Here is a 21,970-nt window from a genome sequence, read left to right on the forward strand (position 1 = left end):
TGCCGAAGTGCCGGATACGAGGAATGTGAAGGTGGTGAATTTGATTGGGGCGTGATGTTCCGCTTCAATGAAGGACCGAACCGATCAGACTTCGAAGGTTTCGCGCATCGAAGACGACGGTCTTCCAGGTGTAGTAGTTGGCGCGTTCGAACTGTGCCTTGCCGACGGCCAACTGACTCTCGGCGATCGCCAGTATGTGCCCTGACTTCTTTGCCTCGCGATACTGCATGTGAATCAATTCCCCTTCCAGGAGTCGCGTGTCGCTCATGGCTGCAATGACGATCGACGGCGTCGGCGTCTCGATCACGTGGTCCGCGATGAATTTCCCTGAGATGGGCAGTTCGACCTCGGCATAGTGCTTCAAGTCGAATTCTTGGGCTATGTCGGCAATCGTGCGTGACAAGCGTCCCTTGAAATCACTTCCCGATCGGCGTTCGACGCGCGACGTCGCCACACCGTAAAGCTGCTGCGCCGCCTCGGCCACGCGAAACACGTAGGGGACCACCAGCCGCTCGTCCATTGTCGTGGCGCGAATGACTTCGTCGTTGCAAAGACGCGCCGGACTGTACTGCAAAAGGCTCTGCGACCACTGCTCGACGGCGCCGGACTCGACGTCCCCGCCGATCATGCTTGCGCAAAGGCAAGCCTCACCGTTCTCGTCGATCGAAAACGCGCCATCGCGAACGCGCACTCGAACCACCACGCGATCTCCGGTGCCCGGATACTCGAGCGGAGTGACGATGCGAAACACCTGACGCGGATCTTCGTGAACTTCGAAGAGCGCGCATACCGTTCGCTTCAGGAATTCGGCTAACACAATAAATCGCCTTGACCGTTTTGCTCGTTAGAGATCGTGATGCCTGTCGCTCGGCAAAATAGGACGATGAGCGCCGAGCGATCATCTGTGACGCGCGGATCGAAAATTCGAGATGACTTGAGGTTAAGCTCCGGCGCGCCCGGCAGCAAGCGATTCCGATAATCGATGGTCGTTTCGGAGGGCATCTTGCAATGCACGCCTCTATGGCTCGGATGATAGTGAAACTCCAACAGCGGATACAAATCGCCTTGAGGCAAAGTCCAGAGCAGGTGTCCGTAGAACGATCGATCCATTAGCTCTTCGCCATCGCGCCACATGAACAGCACGCAGTGCGCATCCGAAACGGGAATCAGATCGGTGGCCTGGACACGCGGACGCGCCATTCTGCTGAATGGCTTCGGCCACTTGCTCTTGTTCATCTGCCTGAACTTGGGCGACGCAGTCAGCGTCTTGAACGCCTGCTTGTGGGCAAGCAATTGATCGGATTCCAATGCTGCTCTCTCGGTCTGCAATCGGCAAAATCTGTCTTGGATTCCGCTGATGCTAACCGCGTCCGCACCGCAAATTATCTCGTACAACGAATGTTTCAGTCATCGATAAAGCGGCTTGTCCGCAGGCAACCCCTAGCGCTCAACACTCCACGATATTCACCGCCAATCCGCCGCGCGAAGTCTCTTTATATTTGGTCTTCATATCCGCGCCCGTCTCCCTCATGGTCTTGATTACCGAATCGAGCGAAACGTAGTGCGATCCGTCCCCGCGCATCGCCATGCGCGCCGCGTTGACCGCCTTGACCGAACCCATCGCGTTACGCTCGATGCACGGAATCTGCACCATTCCGCCGACCGGATCGCACGTCAGCCCGAGGTTATGCTCCATGCCGATTTCCGCCGCATTCTCGACTTGCGCCGGCGTGCCGCCGAGCACCGCGGCCAGCGCGCCCGCCGCCATCGAACACGCGACGCCGACTTCGCCCTGACATCCGACTTCCGCGCCGGAAATCGACGCATTCATCTTGTACAGAATGCCGATGGCCGCAGCCGTCAGCAAAAAATCGATCACGCCTTGCGTATTCGATCCCGGCACGAAGCGATCGTAGTAATGCAACACCGCCGGAATGATGCCCGCCGCGCCGTTGGTCGGCGCCGTCACGACGCGTCCGCCGATCGCGTTCTCCTCGTTCACGGCAATCGCGTAGAGATTGATCCAGTCGATCATCGACAACGGATCGCGCAACGCCTGCTCGGGCTTTTCAGCCAGCGCGCGATAAAGCTGCGGCGCGCGCCGCTTCACCTGAAACGGCCCCGGCAGATGCCCTTCCGCTTCCGGATTGCCGATGCCGCACCCGCGCGCGACGCAATCCTGCATCACGTCCCAGATGCGCAGCAGCCCGCTGCGAATCTCGTCTTCCGAACGCCACACGCGCTCGTTTTCCCACATCAGTTGCGCGATCGATTTGCCCGAGTCCGCGCACATCTTCATCAGCTCGTCGCCGGTCTGGAACGGATACGGCAACTGCTCGTGCGCCGTCAGCACCGCCGTATTCGCCGCGCCCGCCGTCACGACGAATCCGCCGCCAACAGACAGATACGTCGCCTCGCGCAGCAACGCGCCGTTCGCATCGAACGCGTAGAGCTTCATGCCGTTCGGATGCTCCGGCAGCGCCTGCCGGTAGAACGCGATGTTCTCCTTGATCGTGAACGGAATCTGGCGCGCGCCGAGCAGCGCGAGCGTTTTCGATGTTCGCACTTGCTCCAGGCGCGGCACGATGCTCGAAGCATCGACGGTATCGGGCGCGTCGCCCATCAGGCCGAGCATCACGCCGCGATCGGTGCCGTGGCCCTTGCCCGTCGCGCCGAGGGAGCCGTACAGCTCGCATTTCACCGATGCCGTCGACTCCAGCAGTTCGTCGCGCTCGAGCCCCTGCGCGAACATCAACGCGGCGCGCATCGGTCCGACGGTGTGCGAGCTCGAAGGTCCGATGCCGATCTTGAAGAGGTCGAATACGCTGACTGCCATGACATCACCTGACTGAAAGAATTAACGCGCCGGCAGCGGCAGACACACCGCGAGCCACGCGGGCGGCGCGGGCGCGAGCCGCAGCGCCACCGGCGCGTAGCGGCCGTCGAGACGCGCCGCGAGATGAAAGAGTTCCGCCGCGTTCCTCGGATCCCACTGACCCGAGTAACCCGGCAATCCTGCTTCGCGCCGCTTGGCGTCGAAAGGCACGGACGACTTCACGAATTCGTCGTGCGTCTTCGTGCCGAGCGCATACGGCGTGAGCCAGTTGAGCGCCACGGCCAGTGTCGCACCCGACTGCGCGCGCTCCGGCAGCCAGTTGCGGTTGTGCCTGCGCGCGGCGAGCGCCGCCGTCACGAGCGGCTGAAGATCGTAGGTGACGTAGCGCAGCGCATCGCGTTCGGCGAAATCGACCGTGGATCCGTCCGGCGCGATGTTGTCGCCGATATGTTCGATAAAAAGCCGCTGCGCCGCGTTGATGAGCTTGCGGTCGTCGATGGTGAACGCGCCCATCGCCACCAGCTTCACGCGATGGCTCTGCCAGTTGTTGCGATAGCTGCCGGTCAGCGGGCGCGGCTGCTTGTCCATATCGTCGATATAACCGCTCACCATCTTCGTGATGAACGCGTTCGCCGCGTTGCGCGTCTTGACCGGCAGCGCGCTCGCCGTGAGGTCGTACGCGAGAATCAGCGATTCGAAATTCGTTTCGTCGATCGGATTGAAGCTCGGCTGATACGTGGTCGTCCACGCGAACAGGAAGCGGTCGACGAGACGCAGGTAACGTTCGTCGCCGGTCGCGCGCCACGCGAGCGCGGCGTCGCGCATCAGGCCGAGGTCTTTCTCCGCTTCGACGCTTTCGTCGTAGATGCCTTCGTGCGGCAGCGTGCCTTCCGTATGCAGCTTCGCGCGCGGCTTCGGCTGATCGTTCACGCGCGACTGCACCATTTTCACGAGGGCCTTCACACCGGGATCGGCGTTGGTGCGCTCGCTCGTCTGCATCGCGGGCGCCGCGCAGAAATTCATCGCGGCGTGCGCGGACGATGCGGCAAGCGACATCACCCCGAGCATCGCCAGCGCCGCGCACGCGCGGTTCGTCCCTTTCACCTCTCGCACCTTGAGCGCCATGTGAACTCCCTGTTTTGGCTTTTGGTCCGGGGTGAGATGTTAGCCGTTCTGGAACGCGCCGCAAAACCGCCCGACGAAGCTTTACGCTTTCGGGCGGCGCTCTCTCAGGTTCGTGCGCGTAGCCTTACTCGTCCGCGTATTCCGATACCGGCACGCACGAGCACATCAGATTGCGGTCGCCATAAGCGTTGTCCGCACGGCCGACCGGCGACCAGTACTTGCGCGCGATCAGCGACTTCAGCGGATACGCGGCCGCTTCGCGCGTGTACTTGTGCTCCCACGCATCCGATGCGACGACCGCCGCCGTGTGCGGCGCGTTCTTCAGCACGTTGTCCTCGCGATCGGCGCGGCCTTCTTCGACCGCGCGGATTTCCTCGCGGATCGCGATCATTGCGTCGATGAAGCGGTCGAGCTCCTCCTTCGATTCCGATTCCGTCGGCTCGACCATCAGCGTGCCCGGAACCGGGAAGCTCATCGTCGGCGCGTGGAAGCCGTAGTCGATCAGGCGCTTCGCGACGTCTTCCACCGAGATGCCGCTCGATTCCTTGATCGGACGCACATCGAGAATGCATTCGTGCGCGACCAGTCCGCCCGCGCCGCTGTACAGCACCGGATAGTGCGGCGCGAGACGCTTCGCGACATAGTTCGCCGCGAGAATCGCGCTTTCGGTGGCGGCGGTGAGGCCGCTCGCGCCCATCATCGCGATGTACATCCACGAGATCGGCAGAATCGCGGCCGAGCCGTACGGCGCCGACGACACCGCGCCGATGCCTGCTTCATCGCGCTTGTAGCCCGTGGACGTCTGATTCGGCAGGAACTTCGCCAGATGCGCGCCGACCGCGACCGGACCGACGCCCGGTCCGCCGCCGCCGTGCGGAATGCAGAACGTCTTGTGCAGATTCAAGTGCGATACGTCGCCGCCGAACTGGCCGGGCGCGCAGAGACCGACCATCGCGTTCATGTTCGCGCCGTCGACATACACCTGGCCGCCGTGCGCGTGCACGATGTCGCAGATTTCGCGGACGTTGCGCTCGAACACGCCGTGCGTCGACGGATACGTGATCATGATCGCCGCGAGATTCGCCGAATGCTTTTCGGCCTTCGCCTTCAGATCGTCGATATCGACGTTGCCGTTCGCATCGCACGCGACGACGACGACCTGCATGCCCGCCATCTGCGCCGACGCCGGATTCGTGCCGTGCGCGGACGCCGGAATCAGACACACGTTGCGATGCCCTTCGCCGCGCGACTCGTGATACGCGTGAATGATGAGCAAGCCCGCGTACTCGCCTTGCGAACCGGCGTTCGGCTGCAACGACACCGCCGCGTAACCCGTGCACGCGACGAGCATCTGTTCGAGCTGATCGATCATCGTGCGATAGCCGACCGTCTGCTCGGCGGGCGCGAACGGATGAATCGCCGCGAACTCCGGCCACGTGACCGGCAGCATTTCCGAGGTCGCGTTGAGCTTCATCGTGCAGGAACCGAGCGGGATCATCGTGCGGTCGAGCGCGAGGTCTTTATCCGCGAGACTGCGCAGATAGCGCAGCATTTCGTGCTCGGAGTGGTGGCGATTGAAAACCGGATGCGTCAGATACTCGCTCGTGCGATGCAGTGCCTGCGGCAGCGAATCCGTCACCGATTGATCGAGCGCGTCGATATCGAATGTTTCGGTCTTGCCCGCGACCTCCGCAAAGAGCGCGAAGAGCTTCTGCAAGTCGTCGCGCGTGGTGGTTTCATCGAGCGAAACGCCGACCTGGCTCGCGCTCACATGACGCAGATTGATGTGCGCGGCGTACGCGGCCTGATGCAGCGCGGTCGTGCTCGCGCCGCTTTCGATCGTGACGGTATCGAAGAACGTGTCGTTCGCGATCGTGTAGCCGAGCTTCTTTACGCCCGCCGCAAAGATCGACGCCACGCGATTCACGCGCAGCGCGATCGTTTTGAGACCGCGCGGGCCGTGATAGACCGCGTACATGCTCGCCATGATCGCGAGCAGCGCCTGCGCCGTGCAGACATTCGACGTCGCCTTCTCGCGACGGATGTGCTGCTCGCGCGTCTGGAGCGCGAGACGCAGCGCCGGATTGCCCTGCGCATCGACGGTCACGCCAACGAGACGGCCCGGCATCTGGCGCTTGAATTCATCGCGCACGGCCATGTATGCCGCGTGCGGCCCACCGAAGCCGACCGGCACGCCGAAACGCTGCGTATTGCCGATCGCGACGTCCGCGCCCCATTCGCCCGGCGGCGTGATGAGCGTCAGCGCGAGCAGATCCGCCGCGGCGACGACATGGCCGCCCGCCGCGTGAATCGCTTCGGCGAGCGCGCGATAGTCGCGCACATCGCCGTTCGCGCCCGGATATTGCAGCAGCACGCCGAATGCATTCGCGCTGGCGGCATCGGCGGCGGGACCGACTTTCACGTCGATGCCCGCCGGCTTCGCGCGCGTCTTCACGACTTCGATCGTCTGCGGCAGCACGTCGTCGGCAACGTAGAACACGTTCGACTTCGGCTTGCCGATGCGTTGCAGCAGCGTCATCGCTTCGGCGGCGGCGGTGGATTCGTCGAGCAGCGAGGCGTTGGCCATCGCGAGGCCAGTCAGGTCCATGACCATCTGCTGGAAATTGAGCAGCGCTTCGAGGCGCCCTTGCGAAATTTCCGGCTGATAGGGCGTGTATGCCGTGTACCACGCCGGATTTTCGAGCACGTTGCGCAGGATCACCGCCGGCGTGTGCGTGCCGTAGTAACCCTGGCCGATGTAAGTCCGGAACACCAGATTCTCGTCCGCCAGCTTGCGCAGATACGCGAGCGCTTCCGCCTCGCTTTTCGGCTGCGTGAACGCGCCGAGCGGCAGCGTGTCCTTGCGGCGGATCGATTCAGGAATCACCGCGTCGATGAACGCCGCGCGCGACGCGAAACCGAGCGCGTCGAGCATCGCGCGCTGGTCGGCATCATCGGGGCCGATGTGCCGCTCGGCGAATGCGTCGTGGCATTCGAGCGCGGCGAGTGACAGGGATGTGCGGTTCATCAGGCGATCCGGGTGTTCGAGCTTCATGTGAATTCCTGCGACGCGGCTCGCTCTTGGTCTGCGCGAGCCGCCATCGTCATTGAGATGGGTTATTCGCCGATCGACTTGCCGTAGCCTTCGGCGTCGAGCAGCTTGTCGAGCGTGGCGTCGCCGGCCGGCTTGATCTTGAAGAGCCAGCTTTCGTACGGCGCGCCGTTGACCTGATCGGGCGCCGAAGTCAGCGCGTCGTTCGATGCGACGATCTCGCCCGACACCGGCGCGTAAATATCGGAAGCGGCCTTCACCGATTCGATCACCGCGATCGCGTCGCCCGCCGCAACGGTCTTGCCCGCCGCGGGCAGTTCGACGAACACGATGTCACCGAGCGCTTCCTGCGCGTGATCGGTGATGCCGACGGTCAGCGTGCCATCGGATTCGGTGCGGACCCATTCGTGCGATTCGGTGTATTTCAGATCGGCCGGGATGCTCATTGGATGCTCCTTGCGTGGTTCTTTCGTGAGGTTCTTGATCGGAGGAAACGGGCGCGACGGCTTCAGGAAAGCTCAACCAGAACCTTGCCGTTGCGCACGAACGGAAGTTTTACCACGCGCGCCGGCAGTTGCTTGTCGCGGATGACGACCTGCACCGTGTCGCCGACGGCAACACCCGTGGGCACGCGCGCGAACGCGATCGACTCCTGCATCGACGGCGAAAACGTGCCGCTCGTGATTTCGCCGTCGCCGCGTTCCGTGACGACTTTCTGATGCGCGCGCAGCACGCCGCCCGCCTTGCCGTTTTCCTTGATGAGCACAAGCCCGACGAAGTTCGCCTTCGAGCCGTGCGCTTCGAGTGCGCTGCGGCCGACGAAATCGCGCGGCGTCTTCAGATCGACGGTCCACGCGAGGCCGGCGTCGAGGGGCGAGACGTTCTCGTCCATGTCCTGGCCGTAGAGGTTCATGCCGGCTTCGAGGCGCAGCGTGTCGCGCGCGCCGAGGCCGGCGGGCTTCACGCCTGCGTCGCGCAAAGCGTTCCAGAGCGCTTCCACATGCGTCGCCGGCACGACGATCTCGAAACCGTCCTCGCCGGTGTAGCCGGTGCGCGCGAGCATCAGTTCGCCGAATTGCGTCGACGGGAAAACGACCGCGTTGAACGGCTTGATGTCCTGCGTCTGCGCGCGCGTGTCCGGCAGCACTTGCCAGGCTTTTTCGCGCGCGTTCGGACCTTGCACGGCGATGATCGCGAGATCGCGACGCGGCGTGATGGAAAGGTTGAATTCGCCTTCGGCATTCAATTGACCGAACCAGGCGATGTCCTTCTCCGCCGTGCCCGCATTCACGACGACGCGAAAACTCGTTTCGGAGAAGTAGTAGACGATCAGATCGTCGATGACGCCGCCGTCGCCGTTGAGCAGGCAGGAATAGAGCGCTTTTCCGGGCGTCGTCAGCTTGTCGACGTTATTGGCGATCGCGTACTTGAAGAATTCGCGGACGGCCTCGCCTTCGAAATCGACGACGCGCATGTGCGAGACGTCGAACATGCCGGCGTCGGTACGCACCGCGCGGTGCTCGTCGATCTGCGAACCGTAGTTGACGGGCATGTCCCAGCCGCCGAAATCGACCATGCGCGCGTTGAGCGCGAGGTGAGCGGCGTGCAGCGGCGTGTGTTGAAGAGAAGTCATCGGGGCCTCGGTTCGCGAAACAAAAAAGGCCACGCAGCGCACTATTCGCCTGCCGGATGCGCCTTTCGTGCTGCGGAAAGCAGCGCGCAAGGCCCATGCCGCGAGCGGTTGCGATGCGTGACCCCTCTGTCCTCGGTACCTGAGAGATTGCGCGAACCGTGCACGGCTGTGCCGCGGTCCATCGCGCGCCCCTTCGGTGGGCAACTGGCTCAATGACGAAGCCGCTGCCGCTCTCCAGAGTGCGAGGAAACTCGTTCCTCGACGCGGTCGGTCCTTTTGCCTGAGAGTTTGCGGGTATGCCCCTTCGGCGGCGCGGTCTTTCTCGTTGCGATGAAAGGCCACGCGCTCTCCCGACGCGTGCGGCAGAATTTACGCGACCGAATTAGGGTTGTCAAACGGATTCGGACTTGCGCGATTGCGCTTTTCCGCAGATTCGAAACCGATGCAAACGCGCGAGCGTGTATCGACAAATCCGTCGTAGTTTGTTTCAGAAGCAGCGCTTTTTCGCAATGAAATCACGCGTACACTGTTCGGATCGCGTTGATTCCTCTTCGACGAACATGGCCACGATCACCATCAACGGCGTTACTTATACAGGCAACCATGTGTCGGTTCGCGGCGGCCGCGTGCTCGTCGACGGCAAGAACGTGAGCGCCGGCGAAGCGACGCGCATCACGCTCGAAGTGCACGGCGACCTTCAGGCGTTTCAGGCGGACAACTGCGATACGGTCGCGGTTCACGGCGCGGTCGGCGTCGTGTCGACCGTGTCGGGCAACGTGACTTGCGGCGATGTCGGTGGCGCGGTGTCGACGGTGTCGGGCAACGTGAACTGCGGCGACATCGCCGGCGAAGTGCGGACGACGTGCGGCAGCGTCAGCCGCCGCTAGGCGTCAGCCGCGCGCGAAGGGCACGCGCCGCCCTTCTTGCTCGCTCTGCATCGCGAGTTCGATGATCGTCATCGTGTCGACTGCGTCCTGAGGCGAAACCGGAAACGGCTTGCCATCCAGAATCGCCGCCGCCAGCGCACGATAAAACTCGACGTACGCGCCATCTTTCGTGGCGAATTCGTGACGCAGATCGAGATCGCCATCGACCTCGCGCAACGTGCCCGGCGGATTCTTCGCGAACTCCGGATTGCCCGGGCGCATCCCCGAACGCAACTGATCTTCCTGCGTATCGAGCCCGTTCTTCACATAACTGCCGCGCGTGCCGTGGATCGCGAAACGCGGCGGCTCCAGCGCCGCGAGCGCGCTCGCGTGCAGGATTACTTCCTTGTCGGCGTAACCGAGCACGAGATGCACGTAGTCCGGCGCGTGCGCGTGGTCGCGATGCGCCTTCACGAACGCCGTCACCGTTTGCGGCGCGCCGAAGAGCGTCAGCGCCTGATCGATCAGATGCGGCCCCAGATCGAACAGCAGGCCGCCGCCGCGCTCCGCTTCCTCACGCCAGCGCTGCGGCACTTTCGGGCGGAAACGGTCGAAATGCGATTCGTAATGCGTGATGCGCCCGAGCCGTCCGCTTTCGATGAGGGCGCGCACCGTCATGAAATCGCCGTCCCAGCGACGGTTGTGAAACGGCGCGAACACGAGCCCTTTCTGCTGCGCGAGATCGGCGAGCGTGCGGGCGTCGCGCGACGAAAGCGTCACCGGTTTGTCGACGACCACGTGTTTGCCCGCCGACAGCGCCCGATGCGCGAGATCGAAGTGCGTGTCGTTCGGCGTCGCGACGACGACGCACTGGAGTTCGTCGATGGCGAGCAGCGCGTCGAAATCCGCGACGATCCGCGCGTTCGGATAATCGGCCTGCGCGCGCTCGGCCTGCGACGTGGCGACGGCCGTGACTTCGGCGCGGCCGCAGTGCTCGATGACGGGCGCGTGAAACGTCGCGCCGGCGAGGCCGTAGCCCATTACGCCGACTTTGAGTGCTGTGTCCATGCGGGCATCGTCCTGTCGTTGAATTGACCGGATATTGTGGCACGAACAGGGGCCGGAACCGCGCCGCCTCTATCGTGTTAACATCGCGCTCTCCTTTCGCGCGCAAGTCACAGCCAGGCGCGCCCAAACTCCAAAGCCAAAACGATGTCCGCTGGTCTGAACGCCGCGCAAAGCGAAGCCGTGCGCTATCTCGATGGTCCCTGTCTCGTGCTCGCCGGCGCGGGCAGCGGCAAGACGCGCGTCATCACGCAGAAGATCGCGCATCTGATCGAAGGGCGCGGCTTCGAGCCGAAGCACATCGCCGCGCTCACCTTCACGAACAAGGCCGCGCTCGAAATGCGCGAGCGCACGGCCAAGCTCCTCGAAGGCAAGACGCTCACGACGCCCGGCAAGGAAGGCCGCAAGATTCCCGTCAATCAGTTGACGATTTGCACGTTCCACTCGCTCGGCGTGCAGATCATGCGGCAGGAAGCGGAACACGTCGGACTCAAGCCGCAGTTCTCGATCATGGATTCCGACGATTGCTTCGGCATGGTTCAGGAACAGCTCGGCACGACGGACAAAGGCCTGATCCGCAAGATCCAGTCGATCATCTCGCTGTGGAAGAACGCGATGGTTTCGCCCGATCAGGCGTCCGTGCTCGCGAGCAACGAGGACGAGCATCAGGCGGCGATCGTCTATCGGAGTTACGCCGCGACGCTGCACGCGTATCAGGCGCTCGATTTCGACGATTTGATCCTGCGTCCCGCGCAGCTTTTCGCGGAGAACGAGCAGGTGCGCGACAAGTGGCAGAACCGCCTGCGCTATCTGCTGATCGACGAATATCAGGACACGAACGCGTGCCAGTATGAACTCGTGAAGCTGCTGGCCGGTCCGCGCGCCGCGTTCACGGCCGTCGGCGACGATGACCAGGCGATCTACGGCTGGCGCGGCGCGACCATCGAAAATCTCGCGCAGCTCGGCAAGGATTTCCCGAAGCTGCATGTCATCAAGCTGGAGCAGAACTATCGCTCGACGGTGCGGATTCTGACGGCGGCGAACAACGTCATCGCCAACAATCCGAAGCTGTTCGAGAAGAAGCTCTGGTCCGAGCACGGCATGGGCGACACGATCACCGTCACCGGCTGCAACGACGAAGAGCACGAGGCGGAATCCGTCGTGTTTCGCTTGTCGGCGCACAAGTTCGAGCGGCGCACGCAGTTTCGCGATTACGCGATTCTCTATCGCGGCAACTTTCAGGCGCGCATCTTCGAACAGGTGTTGCGGCGGGAGCGCATTCCTTATGTGCTCTCGGGCGGGCAATCGTTCTTCGACAAGGCCGAGATCAAGGATCTGATCGCGTATCTGCGGCTGATCGCCAATCCCGACGACGATCCCGCTTTCATCCGCGCGATCACCACGCCGCGACGCGGTGTCGGCAACACGACGCTCGAAGCGCTCGGCGCATTCGCGGGCGCGGCGAAGGTGTCGCTGTTCGAGGCGGTGTTCATGGGCGGCATCGAGGCGCGTCTGTCGGCGCGGCAGGTCGAGCCGCTGCGCACGTTCTGCGAATGGATCCGGCGTCTGTCGGACCGCGCCGCGCGCGATCCCGCGACCGAAGTTCTCGACGACATGATGGAAGCCATCCACTACGAGTCGTATCTCTATGACGCGTACGACGAGCGCCAGGCGCAGTCGAAATGGCAGAACGTGCTCGAATTTCTCGAATGGCTGAAGCGCAAGGGCACGAAGCCGGAAGCCGCGCCGGGCGCGGAGCAGACCGGTTTCGACACCGCCGACGGTTTCGCCGATGAAGGCAAGAACCTGCTCGGCCTGATCCAGACCGTCGCGCTGATGTCGATGCTCGAAGGCAAGGAAGAAGACCCGGATGCAGTGCGCCTGTCGACGGTGCATGCGTCGAAGGGGCTGGAGTATCCACACGTCTTTCTGGTGGGCGTCGAGGAAGGCATCATGCCGCATCGCGGCAGTTCGGACGACGACGCGCCCGTCGACGATTCGCGCATCGAGGAAGAGCGCCGGCTGATGTATGTCGCGATCACGCGGGCGCAGCGCAGTCTGCATCTGAACTGGTGCAAGAAGAGAAAGCGCGCGCGGGAGACGGTGGTGTGCGAGCCGTCGCGGTTCATCCCCGAGATGCTGCTCGACGATGCGCCGCCGCCGACGGCCGAAGAAGCGCCTTTGTCGCCGAAAGATCGCATGGCGATGCTCAAGGCGATGTTGCAGAAGACGTGAACGGTTTGCCGTCTTGCTGATGAAAAACCCCGCTCGCGCGGCCGCTCGCGCGGGGCTTTCGCTTACTTCGCCGCGTTCGCCATGTAATCGACGGCGGCTTTCACATCTGCATCCGATGCGTTCGATCCGCCCTTTGGCGGCATCGCGCCCTTGCCGTGCAGCGCGTAGTTGTAGACGGTGTCCATCGGCTCTTTCAGGCGCGGCGCCCACGCGGCCTTGTCGCCGAACTTCGGCGCGCCGAGCACGCCCGCCGCGTGACACGCCTGACAGACCTGCTCGTAGAGCGCCTTGCCCGCCTGAGCGGCGTCGGCGCTTTGCGCGCCCGCGGCCGGCGCCGCCGCCGGCACCGATGCGAGCGCCGCGACCGCTGCGGCGGCCTGAGCATTTTCGTTCGAACTGGCTGCGGCGGGCGCTGCCGCGCTCGATGCAGCCGCGGCGCCCGATGCCGGTTGCGCCGGTTCCGCGAGCTTGCCGCCGCTGCCGTTCGCCATATAGACGACCGCGCGCGCGATTTCGAAGTCGGAGTAATCGTCGGGGCTGGTGCCGCCGCGCGCGGGCATGCCGCCCTTGCCGTTGAGCGCGTTGTGCAGCAGCGTGTCGTAACCTTCGCCGATGCGCGGGGCCCATGCGCCGGCATCGCCGAACTTGGGCGCGCCGGCGGTGCCTGTCGCGTGACAGGCCGAGCACACGGCCTTGAAGACTTCCTCGCCGGACTTGTAGACGCGCGGCGCGTTGGCGTCGCGGACATCGACTTGTGCGGCGGGCGCGATGCGCGCGTTGACCGACTGCTCGATGTCCGTGCCGGCGCCGGTGCGCGTGGAATTGTTCACGTACACCGCGAGCAGGATGATGATGGCGACCGGGATGCCGAATCCCGCGATGACCGCGGCGATGAGTTGGCCGGGTGTCTTGATCGGGGCTCCGTGGGGTGCTTCGCTCATGCTTGTCTCGTCTCCCGTTTTTTGGTGTGAGTCGGTTCAGTGACAGCGTGACAGCTACGGCAGTGCGCTAGGCGCGCCTTGGGGAAAGGCACGGTCGATTATAGACGGAACGCTTAACTGTCGGCGCGGGGTGGCCGGGGCGGCGAAGCGGGCGTTTACCCGAATCGTGTGATGCTTTGTGACTCGTTCCGCGCAGGGCGTCCGGTCCCGCACAATGGACGGCGTCACGGAAAACAGGTATCCTCTCGGATTCGCATGGGCCTTGCAGCCGTCTTACGGCGTGTGTAGTTCTTCCGCAAGCCCTTCTCCGATGCGCCCGTAGCTCAATGGATAGAGTACTGCCCTCCGAAGGCAGGGGTTGCTGGTTCGATCCCAGCCGGGCGCGCCAAGCGTTTCCACTCGACAGCCGTCGCAGTCGAAACTACTCGAGTCCGCCCTCGCGGTTCGCCGTCGTCGTCCCCCAACCAAACCCCATCCCCGCCAACCACCTCCTATAAGCCACCGCCATCCGATCGCACTTCTGATGCAACTCCGCATCGAGATCGAGCGGCAAGCGCTGCGGCCATTGCGACTCCACCACCGGCGTGTCCTGCATCAAAATCTCCATATTGAAGTCGTATAGCTCGCGATCGGAATGCGTCGAATCATCCTCGTGAATCGAGACGAGCCACGCGCGCGTCTCTGTCTGCGTCACCGGCGACGCCGCCAGCATGATATGCAGCGCGCCCTGCCCGCCCGACGCCATCTTCGTCAGCTTCGCGATCAAAGGCCGCTTCACGCGATACACATAATCGATCATCGCGCCGCCGCCCTGCCCCGGCATTCCCGCCGGTTGCCAGTATCGGCATTGCCGCGCTTCCAGACCTTCATCGCTCGCGACGACTTCGTAATCGGGCACTTCCGTATGCGTGTCCTCGCCCAGAATCCCCGCATGCACGAACGAGAAATGCGCCATGTCCAGAAAATTCTCGACGACGCGCGGCGCCGACGACCTCACCGTCTGCGGCGCGAGATTGATGCGCCGGCCACCGGGAATCGCGGCTTCGGGAAAGAAATCGAGCGCATACGCAGGCTCGCCGAAACACATCCAGATAACGCCGTACTTCTCTTCGCAAACGAAAGTCGTCGCGCACGCGCGCTTCGACGGACGCAATGAAGGATTCGACGGAATCCGCAAACACTGTCCTTCGATGTCGTAACTCCAGCCGTGATACGGACACACGATCTGATCGCGCATCACATGCCCGAGCGACAACTGCGCGCCCCGATGCGGACAGTAATCGCGCCACGCATGCGCCGCGCCGATGCTGTCCCGCCACACGACGATCCGCTCATCGGCCACGATGAATCCGCGCGCGCCGCCTTCCGGCACGTCTTCGCTATTGCAAACGGGCAGCCATTCGGCAGCTAAAGAAATGGATTCGTCGCGCATCGCCGTGAATGAGAAATGGACGTTCTTAAGCTGTTCTTACACGAAACACAGCGTCTTCGCAAAACGTTGCAAAATAGCGGATCGCTCGCTCGGTGCAACTCGATACCACTCCATTCAGCCGATGCCATGCGACGGGGCCGCAGTACTTGGCAGCAAGATAAAAGAAAGAAATCACCATCCAGGGGTTCAGTATGGAGCAGGCGCATCAACCGGCACGCCGGACTTATGCCTTCGCATGGTCCGAACACCGGAATCCGGAACGCGAGCAGGCCACGCTGCGGGTCTGGATGGGAGCGGTGGTTCTTCTGGCTTACGGCGTTTTCGCGTGGCTCCGCCCTTCACACGATGCCTTCCTGACCACGCGCCTCGTCGCGCTCTATGTGTCTTATGGGGCGATCACGCTTCTGATCGTCAGCCGCATGAGCGCGCCTTCTGTTGCGCGCCTGACCGTCACGACCATCGCCGATCAGACGATCCTCGGGCTCGCGCTCGCCGCGGGCGGCGCAACGGCGCTGCCGCTTCTCTGGGTGATGTTCTGGTTTCTGATCGGTTCGGGATGCCGATACGGCAAGCGCACGCTCGCCGTATCGTGCGCGACGGCGCTCATCATCGTCACGGCGATGGCCGTCTGGCAGCCGTGGTGGCACGAGAATCTTCCCGCCGCGATCGGGCTCGCGCTGAGCGTACTCGGCGCATCGGTGTATCTGAGCGTGCTCGTCGATCGGCTCGGCAACGCGAATCGCGATCTAGCGCGTCAGGCATCGACCGATCCGCTCACGGGTCTGTCGAACCGGTACGCGCTGGAAAGAGTCGTCGATCGCGCGATGAACGCGCCCGAAGCCAATGGCGATCACGCCACCGCGCTCCTTCTGATCGATCTCGACGGCTTCAAGGAAGTGAACGATACCTACGGTCACGCCGTCGGCGATCTGCTGCTGCAAGCCTTCGCGGACTCGCTCGCGAAGCGCATGCGCAAGTCGGACACCATCGCGCGTCTGGGCGGCGACGAGTTCGTCGTGCTCGCGCATCAGATGCGCGACCGCGACGCCGTGTTGTCGGTGGCCGACAACATCCATTCGGCGCTCGGCGAAATTACGTCGGTGCAGGAGCGGCCGGTGTCGGTATCGGCGAGCATCGGCGCATGCCTGCTTTCGAGCGCGGCGTCCGCGCATCAAACCGGCATGACCGCCGTGCTGCGCGCCGCCGACCGCGCGATGTACCGCGCGAAAAGTCTCGGCGAAGGGAAAACGGTCTTCGCCGAGACGCGGGACTTCGAGATCAGCTAGGGAACGTCAGGCCTCGACGCTCGTCCACGCCTGCTCGCGCAGCTTCGTGCGCAGACGCGCGACCGCCTGGCTGTGCAACTGACACACGCGCGACTCGCTCACTTCCATCACCGCGCCGATTTCGCGCAGGTTCAGGCCGCGTTCGTAATAGAGGCTCATCAGGAGCTTCTCGCGCTCGGGCAGCTTGTCGATGGCTTCGATCAGCGCGCCGCGAAGGCTGTCGTCGAGCAGCGCGGACAGCGGATCCGAACGATCGACGCAATAGCGGTCGAGGAACGGCTCGTCGTCGGCGGAGCGATCGAAGTCTTCGTAATAGATCAGCTGGCTGCCGTGCAGGTCCTGAAGCATCGACTGATATTCGTCGAGCGGCATCTTCATGTGCTCGGCGATTTCCTGCTCGCTCGCCGCGCGGCCGAGGTTCTGCTCGACCTTGTGCACCGCCGATTCCACTTCGCGCGACGTCTTGCGCATGCTGCGCGGCAGCCAGTCGTTCGCGCGGAGCTCATCCAGCATCGCGCCGCGGATGCGCTGGCTCGCATATGTTTCGAACTGCGCGCCCTGATCTTCCTTGTAGCGGCTCGCCGCGTCCAGCAGGCCGATCATGCCGGCCTGAATGAGATCGTCGAGATCGACGCTCGCCGGCATCTTGGCGACGAGTTGGAGCCCCAGCCGTCGAACGAGCGGTGCGTATTTCGTCAGCACTTCCGACTGTGAGAGTTTGCCTTGGGCGTTATACATCTTGGTCACCTATCTTGATCACATCGACGCCGTGCTGCTCAATGCAAAGTCGTGAAGCGCAGCCGCACGATGCGACGCCTCCCGCGCGCCCTGTACAGAGTCGCTAACCGGATTTCGCGCGTCGGCCTGGCCGCCCGCATCGCGCATATAAGGCGCGGGGCGCATCGGCCAGTGCAGGAGCTCCGCCGCGATTGCGCGGTAGTCGCGCGCCGCGGCCGTGGCCGGGAACGCTTCGACTGCGCAGCGTGAGAGTTCCATCGCCCGAGCGACGCGCGCATCCTCGGACACATATCCCGCCTGCACGAGCGACACGGCCAGATACCGGCTCGCGACGCCCGACAGGTTGTCGAACGCGACCGCCGCGTCGGCCGGGTTCTGCACGTGATTGACGAGCACGCGGAACTGGCCGATCGCATGGGCGTAGTGCAGTCGTTTCATGCACGCATACGCCTCGGTGATCGCCGACGCGGCTACCCGCGTCACAATAAGAAAGTCATGCGCCTGCGCCGCGAGCGTCGACAGCGCGCCGTGGCGATCGAGTTGCGCATCGATCAGCACGATGTCCGCCGGACCGTCGAGCAGCGCGCGGCATTGCGCGGCATCGTGAACGATGCGTTCGTCGCGCGGCGCGGCCATCAGCGAGAAGCCGAACGGCGTGCGCTCGACGGCATCGCCGAGCATGCGCCGGCCCGACATCACCGAGGCGAGCGCGCCCGCGTCTTCGGTGCCCACGAGACGGCTCACCGATCCCGCGTTGCGGTGCTCGTCGATCACGAGCACGTCCTTGCCGTGGATGGAAAGCGCCGCGCCGAGATTCACCACCGCCGACGTGCATCCGATGCCCGCCGGTCCGCCCGCGATCGCCACCACGCGCGAACCGGCGCGCGTAAGGAGCCGTCGCAGGCCTTCCGCCTGGTCGAGCACGAACTTATCCAAAGTGCACCTCATGCAGTTCGGTCGTGGCGCGCGCGGACAACGCGGACAGCAGCGCAGGCGTTTCTTCGTCTTGCGGCACGAAGGGCGAGTTGTCGCGCGGGATGCAGAACGCGCTCTTGATGAGAAACCGCTTGGTCGCGACGTACAGGTTCTCCGGCACTTTCTGACCGGTCGACACGTAATGCACCGGCAGCTTGTAGCGGATGACCGTATCGAGCACGCCGCCGAGATTCGTCGCTTCGTCGAGCTTGGTCAGGATGCAGCCCGCGAGCGGCGGCTGGTCCGCCGCGCTCTTGTAGGCCTGCACGACTTCGTTGAGCGTGTCGCCGTGGCTCGTCGCGTTGAGCAGCAGGATGCGCTGCACCGGATGACCCGCGCCGCACAGCATCGCGATCTGATCCGAGACCATGCGATCGCGCTGGCTCATGCCGATCGTGTCGATCAGCACGATATGTTTGTTGCGGAGTTCCGAAAGCGCGAGTTGCAGGTCCGCGCCGTCTTTCACCGCGTGAACCGACACACCGAGAATCTTGCCGAAAATGCGCAGTTGCTCGTGCGCGCCGATACGGTAGCTGTCGGTCGTGAGCAGCGCGACCTTGCTTGCGCCGAAGCGCATCACGCAGCGCGCGGCGAGCTTGGCCGTCGTGGTCGTCTTGCCGACGCCAGTCGGGCCCATCAGTGCGAACACGCCGCCGCGTTCCATCAGCGCGTCTTCGCTGTCCATCACCGGAATGTTCGATTCGAGCACCTGCTGCACCCACTCGAGCGCGCCTTCGACGCTCTCGAGTTCCGGCATGTTGTCCACCATCATGCGGACGAGCTGCGCCGAGAAACCGGCGGCGAACAAACGCTTCGTGAGCGCGCCACCCGTCGGGTTGCGGCGCTGGCGCTCGCCCCACATGAGACCGGAGAAGTGCTCTTCCATCATCGAGCGCATCGACGAAAGCTCGTTCATCACCGTTTCGTTGACGACCTGCTCCATGCGCGTGCGGATCGCTTCGGTAACGACGGCCGCCGCGTTCGCGGGCAAGCCATCGAATGCGTGTTCCTTCGATGCCGGCGCGGCGTTCGCCTCGGCTGCTTCGGCGTGCGGCGCGCTCGCGTTGATCTTCTGCGCGGCGCGGCGCGCGGCGATTTGCGCGGCTTCGCGTGCCCAGTCGGGCGTTTGGACCTTCGGCTCGACGGCGGCTTCCGCGCGCTTCGTTTGCTGACGCATGGCGTAGCGGGCCGAGTCCGCCGTCTTTTCGACGCGCGTCTCTTGCGCAGTCACCGGGACCGGCACGCCCATGCCGCGTGCGATCGCAGCCGACGCGGTCAGCGGACGGTTCGACGGCATCGACGCCTGCTGCGCGATGCGCTTCGCATGCTCGATCAGCCACGGATTGGAATCGGCCATCGTCGGCGGCGTGTCGTCTTCTGCGCGAGCTTCCGGCTCGGCGTGAAATTCATCGTCCGCATCGGTGTTCGCGCCGAAGACGGACGAGAACACATCGCCGCTCGCGTACGGATTCGCGGCCGGCTGCTTCGCCGGCATCGCGGCTGCAGCGGCGGCCAGCGCGGCGCGCGACGTGCCCGCCGAACGTGCTGCCTGTTCCTTCGCGGCGGGCGAGATCGACGCGATGTCGCTGTCCGCGACGCCGACGATCTCGACCGAGCCGTCATCGAGCGTGCGATTGGACAACACGATGGCATCGGGGCCGAGCGCTTCACGAACCTGGCGCAGTGCGTCGCGGCTGTTCGCGCCGATGAATTTACGAATGTTCAAACTTGCCCCCGATGAGGTGAAACTGCGATCTTTAGCAAGCGGACCCACTTGGCTCGTTGCCGTGTCCGCTTTTCAGTGAAGCCATTATTGCGAACTTGAGTCTTTGTCCATCGCTGGATAAGGGGTGAGAAAAAGGGGTATTTCGGCTGATGGAAGCGCGCCGTGCATCGCAAGGGCGGGCGTTTGCGCGGAAAAAGATTCCGCTTCGCCCGTTTCCGCGCGCGGGCGCGGCGGCGTAAGCTTTAGGCTCCGCGCGCATCGAAGCCGCGCCGGACAATCAAAGGAGACTTCTTCGCATGACGTCCGCTGTCCCTTCCTCACAGGATCAAACCACCGGCGCGCGATTGCTCGTCGATGCGCTCGTCCATCACGGCGTCGAGCGCGTGTTCTGCGTGCCCGGCGAGAGCTTTCTCGCCGTGCTCGATTCCCTGCACGACGAGACCGAGCAGATTCAGACGATCGTCTGCCGCCACGAGGCGGGGGCGGCGAACATGGCCGAGGCGGTCGGCAAGCTCACCGGCAAGCCGGGCGTCGCGATCGTGACGCGCGGGCCGGGCGCGACGCACGCGTCGATCGGCGTGCACACCGCGTTTCAGGACTCGACGCCGATGATCCTGCTCATCGGCCAATGCGCTCGCGATCACATGGATCGCGAGGCGTTTCAGGAAATCGACTATCGGCGCATGTTCGGGCAGATGGCGAAGTGGGTCGCGCAGATCGACGATCCGCGCCGCGTGCCTGAATACATGAGCCACGCGTTTCACACGGCGATGTCCGGCCGTCCGGGTCCGGTCGTGCTCGCGCTGCCGGAAGACATGCTGACCGAAACCGTCGATGCCGTGCCGCCCGCGCCGCGATATCAGCGCGTGGCGGCGTCGCCGTCGAAGGCGCAGATGGAGCGCCTGCGCGAACTGCTCGCGAACGCGAAGAAGCCGTTCGTGATCGCGGGCGGAAGCGGCTGGACCGCCGAGGCGACGCAGGACTTCGCGCGCTTCGTGGAAGCGTGGAAACTGCCGGTCGGCTGCGCGTTCCGCTTTCAGGACACGCTCTCCAACGACCATCCGAACTACGCGGGCGATGTCGGCCTCGGGATCAATCCGGCGCTCGCCGCGCGCGTGCGCGATGCCGACGTGCTCTTCGTGCTCGGCCCGCGCATGGGCGAATCGACGACGGGCGGCTACACGCTGCTCGATATCCCGAAGACGAAGCAGACGCTCATCCACGTGCATCAGGGCGCGGAGGAACTCGGGCGCGTGTATAGCGCGGAATTGCCCATCGTGTCGGGCATGCCGGAGATCGCGTCTCTTCTGGCTTCGCTGGAAGCGCCCGCCAGCGTTGCATGGGATGGCAGCGCCGAAGCCGCGCACGCCGCGTATCTCGAGTGGCGCAAGCCGCGCCCGATGTTGGGCGATGTGCAGCTCGGCGAAATCATGCGTCAGCTCGCCGAGACGATTCCCGCCGATTCGATCCTGACGAACGGCGCGGGCAATTACGCGACGTGGCTCCATCGGCATTATTCGTATCGGCATTTCCGGTCGCAGTGCGCGCCGACGAGCGGTGCGATGGGCTACGGCGTGCCCGCCGCGATCGCCGCGAAGTCGCTGTATCCGGACCGCACGGTGATCGCGTTTGCGGGCGACGGCTGCTTCATGATGTCGAGCAACGAACTCGCGACGGCGATGCAGTATCGGCTGCCGGTGATTTTCATCGTCGTGAACAACGCGCAGTACGGCACGATCCGCATGCATCAGGAGCGGCATTATCCGAATCGCGTGCACGGGACGGAGCTCACGAATCCGGATTTCGCGGCGTATGCGCGCGCGTTCGGCGCGCATGGCGAGCTGGTCGAATCGACGGAGCAGTTCATGCCCGCGTTCGAGCGCGCGCGGGAATCCGGCTTGCCCGCGGTGATCGAGATTCGCATTCCGCGGGACCAGAGCACGCCGGGCGCGACACTCGAACAAATTCGCCAGCAAGGCAAGCGCTAGCGGACAAACTTTCAAGCTGCTTGCAGCGCGCTTCCGGTGGCAGTAGAGTAGCCAGTTCGAAAACACCGGGAG

General features: G+C 64.0%; 17 protein-coding genes, 1 tRNA gene and 2 riboswitches. Of the genes, 5 read left to right on the forward strand and 13 right to left on the reverse strand.

Annotated features, from left to right (window positions below):
* Positions 1 to 64 precede the first annotated feature (64 nt).
* From BG60_RS18465 to gcvT, 7 genes are all read right to left on the reverse strand, one after another.
* On the reverse strand, positions 65 to 817 hold the full coding sequence (locus tag BG60_RS18465) for a hypothetical protein (protein WP_034472301.1): 753 nt from the start codon (positions 815 to 817) through the stop codon (positions 65 to 67).
* Positions 811 to 1,308 carry a hypothetical protein gene (locus tag BG60_RS18470; protein WP_034472304.1) on the reverse strand — a complete coding sequence of 166 codons (498 nt, stop codon included), beginning with the start codon at positions 1,306 to 1,308 and terminating at the stop codon, positions 811 to 813. The genes BG60_RS18465 and BG60_RS18470 overlap by 7 nt, the downstream gene beginning before the upstream one ends.
* Positions 1,309 to 1,447: 139 nt before the next feature.
* Positions 1,448 to 2,836, reverse strand: a complete 1,389-nt coding sequence (locus BG60_RS18475) for an L-serine ammonia-lyase (protein WP_034472306.1) — start codon at positions 2,834 to 2,836, stop codon at positions 1,448 to 1,450.
* Between the two features lie 21 nt (positions 2,837 to 2,857).
* Complete coding sequence (locus tag BG60_RS18480; RefSeq protein ID WP_008352523.1) at positions 2,858 to 3,961, reverse strand: alginate lyase family protein; 1,104 nt, start codon at positions 3,959 to 3,961, stop codon at positions 2,858 to 2,860.
* Positions 3,962 to 4,085: 124 nt separating this feature from the next.
* Positions 4,086 to 7,016, reverse strand: a complete 2,931-nt coding sequence (gene gcvP, locus BG60_RS18485; RefSeq protein WP_008352522.1) for an aminomethyl-transferring glycine dehydrogenase — start codon at positions 7,014 to 7,016, stop codon at positions 4,086 to 4,088.
* 62 nt (positions 7,017 to 7,078) lie between these two features.
* Positions 7,079 to 7,459 (reverse strand): glycine cleavage system protein GcvH, encoded by a 381-nt coding sequence (gene gcvH, locus BG60_RS18490; protein ID WP_008352521.1) that lies wholly within the window; start codon positions 7,457 to 7,459, stop codon positions 7,079 to 7,081.
* A 62-nt stretch (positions 7,460 to 7,521) separates the two neighbouring features.
* Positions 7,522 to 8,646 carry a glycine cleavage system aminomethyltransferase GcvT gene (gcvT, locus tag BG60_RS18495; RefSeq protein ID WP_034472309.1) on the reverse strand — a complete coding sequence of 375 codons (1,125 nt, stop codon included), beginning with the start codon at positions 8,644 to 8,646 and terminating at the stop codon, positions 7,522 to 7,524.
* 116 nt (positions 8,647 to 8,762) lie between these two features.
* Positions 8,763 to 8,894, reverse strand: a riboswitch (glycine riboswitch).
* A gap of 9 nt (positions 8,895 to 8,903) precedes the next feature.
* Positions 8,904 to 9,009: riboswitch (glycine riboswitch) on the reverse strand.
* A gap of 197 nt (positions 9,010 to 9,206) precedes the next feature.
* Here gcvT and BG60_RS18500 point away from each other — a divergent pair.
* Positions 9,207 to 9,533, forward strand: a complete 327-nt coding sequence (locus tag BG60_RS18500) for a hypothetical protein (RefSeq protein WP_008352517.1) — start codon at positions 9,207 to 9,209, stop codon at positions 9,531 to 9,533.
* Between the two features lie 3 nt (positions 9,534 to 9,536).
* Here the strand turns inward: BG60_RS18500 and BG60_RS18505 are convergent, their stop codons facing one another.
* The gene (locus tag BG60_RS18505; RefSeq protein ID WP_034472311.1) at positions 9,537 to 10,580 is read right to left on the reverse strand and encodes an oxidoreductase; all 1,044 of its coding nucleotides are present in this window, start codon (positions 10,578 to 10,580) and stop codon (positions 9,537 to 9,539) included.
* 144 nt (positions 10,581 to 10,724) lie between these two features.
* Here BG60_RS18505 and BG60_RS18510 point away from each other — a divergent pair, with 144 nt between their 5' ends.
* On the forward strand, positions 10,725 to 12,812 hold the full coding sequence (locus tag BG60_RS18510; RefSeq protein ID WP_008352515.1) for a UvrD-helicase domain-containing protein: 2,088 nt from the start codon (positions 10,725 to 10,727) through the stop codon (positions 12,810 to 12,812).
* Between the two features lie 62 nt (positions 12,813 to 12,874).
* Here BG60_RS18510 and BG60_RS18515 read toward each other — a convergent pair whose 3' ends face one another.
* On the reverse strand, positions 12,875 to 13,753 hold the full coding sequence (locus BG60_RS18515; RefSeq protein ID WP_034472314.1) for a c-type cytochrome: 879 nt from the start codon (positions 13,751 to 13,753) through the stop codon (positions 12,875 to 12,877).
* Positions 13,754 to 14,065: 312 nt separating this feature from the next.
* On the opposite strand from BG60_RS18515, the gene BG60_RS18520 reads away from it, so the two are divergent.
* Positions 14,066 to 14,141, forward strand: a tRNA-Arg gene (locus BG60_RS18520).
* Positions 14,142 to 14,174: 33 nt separating this feature from the next.
* On the opposite strand, the gene BG60_RS18525 is transcribed toward BG60_RS18520, so the two are convergent.
* Positions 14,175 to 15,185, reverse strand: a complete 1,011-nt coding sequence (locus BG60_RS18525; protein ID WP_034472317.1) for an aromatic ring-hydroxylating oxygenase subunit alpha — start codon at positions 15,183 to 15,185, stop codon at positions 14,175 to 14,177.
* Between the two features lie 191 nt (positions 15,186 to 15,376).
* Between BG60_RS18525 and BG60_RS18530 the strand changes: the two genes are divergently transcribed.
* Positions 15,377 to 16,471, forward strand: coding sequence for a GGDEF domain-containing protein (locus tag BG60_RS18530; RefSeq protein ID WP_008352510.1), 1,095 nt, complete (start codon positions 15,377 to 15,379; stop codon positions 16,469 to 16,471).
* Positions 16,472 to 16,477: 6 nt separating this feature from the next.
* Here BG60_RS18530 and BG60_RS18535 read toward each other — a convergent pair whose 3' ends face one another.
* Genes BG60_RS18535 through flhF form a run of 3 tightly spaced genes read right to left on the reverse strand, consistent with a single transcriptional unit; the run spans position 16,478 to position 19,910 of the window.
* A complete protein-coding gene (locus BG60_RS18535; RefSeq protein WP_008352509.1) occupies positions 16,478 to 17,209 on the reverse strand; it encodes an RNA polymerase sigma factor FliA in 732 nt (243 codons plus the stop codon).
* Positions 17,210 to 17,227: 18 nt separating this feature from the next.
* On the reverse strand, positions 17,228 to 18,145 hold the full coding sequence (locus tag BG60_RS18540; protein ID WP_034472320.1) for a MinD/ParA family ATP-binding protein: 918 nt from the start codon (positions 18,143 to 18,145) through the stop codon (positions 17,228 to 17,230).
* The gene (flhF, locus tag BG60_RS18545; protein WP_008352504.1) at positions 18,138 to 19,910 is read right to left on the reverse strand and encodes a flagellar biosynthesis GTPase FlhF; all 1,773 of its coding nucleotides are present in this window, start codon (positions 19,908 to 19,910) and stop codon (positions 18,138 to 18,140) included. Before flhF ends, BG60_RS18540 begins: the two co-directional genes overlap by 8 nt.
* Before the next feature lie 296 nt (positions 19,911 to 20,206).
* Here flhF and BG60_RS18550 point away from each other — a divergent pair, with 296 nt between their 5' ends.
* Entirely contained in the window at positions 20,207 to 21,898 is a 1,692-nt protein-coding gene (locus BG60_RS18550; RefSeq protein WP_034472322.1) for a thiamine pyrophosphate-binding protein, read from the forward strand.
* Positions 21,899 to 21,970: the final 72 nt, after the last annotated feature.

The sequence above is a fragment of the Caballeronia zhejiangensis genome, assembly GCF_000698575.1.
Lineage (GTDB): Bacteria > Pseudomonadota > Gammaproteobacteria > Burkholderiales > Burkholderiaceae > Caballeronia > Caballeronia zhejiangensis.